The organism is Dokdonella fugitiva (genome assembly GCF_004342425.1).
In the GTDB taxonomy this organism is placed as follows: Bacteria; Pseudomonadota; Gammaproteobacteria; order Xanthomonadales; family Rhodanobacteraceae; genus Dokdonella_A; species Dokdonella_A fugitiva.
Genome location: NZ_SLWQ01000030.1, coordinates 1 through 1,177 on the forward strand (window position 1 = coordinate 1; position 1,177 = coordinate 1,177).

At 60.6% G+C, this 1,177-nt stretch carries 1 protein-coding gene; it reads right to left on the minus strand.

The features are described 5' to 3' along the window. Positions 1-123: 123 nt before the first annotated feature. Positions 124-1,110, minus strand: coding sequence for an IS5 family transposase (locus EV148_RS18235; RefSeq protein ID WP_132000280.1), 987 nt, complete (start codon positions 1,108-1,110; stop codon positions 124-126). Positions 1,111-1,177: the final 67 nt, after the last annotated feature.

Here is a 1,177-nt window from a genome sequence, read left to right on the forward strand (position 1 = left end):
GGAAGGTCTGAATAAGCCCTCGCCGCCCCATGCCAGAAGCACGATTTGCAGAACCGGCATCGAAACCTGGCGCAAAGTTGCCAAAATCTCGCCGCGAAAGCCGCTGTTTGCGGCTTTTCGTCTTCAATAGGCCATCTGCGGACGCAACTTCCCCGTCAGAGCCAACAATCGCTTTCTCGCCATCCACAGATTCGACAGCGCGAACAGGGTGAGAATCTGGGCGGTGTTCTTCGCCAGCCCTTTGAAGCGAACCTTCGCATAGCCGAACTGGCGCTTCACCACACGGAACGGATGCTCCCCGATCGCCCGGATGCTGGCCTTGCGCTTCTCTTCCTTCTCGATCGACCGCTTCTCACGACCCTCTGGCAACGCCTTGACGCTGCCGCGCTTGCGCGCGATCTGCCAGTCCAGACCTTTGCGGGCTGCGCACTTGTCGGCTCCGGTATACCCCGCGTCGGCGTAAACCACCTGTTCCTTGCCGTGCAGCAGGTATTCCGCTTCGCTCACGTCGGCCTCATTGGCCGGTGTCGTCGTCACCGTATGCACCAGGCCCGAGTCCATATCCACGCCAATGTGTGCCTTCATGCCGAAGTACCACTGCTCGCCTTTCTTCGTCTGATGCATCTCCGGATCGCGTTCGCCTTCCGCGTTCTTCGTCGAACTGGGCGCCGCAATGATGGTTGCATCCACGATCGTTCCGCGCTTGAGCATCAGCCCTTTGCGGGTCAGATAGCCGTTCACTCGCGACAGCATCTCCGCCGCCAGTTCGTACTTCTCCAGCAGCCGTCGGAAGTTCAGGATCGTCGTCTCATCCGGGATCGGCTTGGTCAACGAAAGCCCCGCGAACTGTCGCATCGACGCGATCTCGTACAGCGCCTCTTCCATCGCGGGATCGCTCAGCCCGAACCAGTTCTGCATCAGGTGGACCTTCAGCATCACCTTCAGCGGATACGGCGGCCGGCCGTTCCCCGCCTTCGGGTACACCGGTTCGATCAGATTCAACAGGATCGTCCACGGAATCACCTGCTCCATCTCCGCCAGGAACGTCTCCCGGCGTGTCCGCTTGCGCTTGCTCGCGTACTCCCCGTCGCCAAAGCTCATCTGGTCCATCGCGCGCGCTCCTCGTCGGGTAGTGGCACTATCTCAGCACAATGGGACGGACTTGTTCAGACCTTCC

Bases quoted from the DNA above. Each gene is read 5' to 3' on its own strand.
- EV148_RS18235 (WP_132000280.1), bottom strand. From the start codon at position 1,110: ATGGACCAGATGAGCTTTGGCGACGGGGAGTACGCGAGCAAGCGCAAG.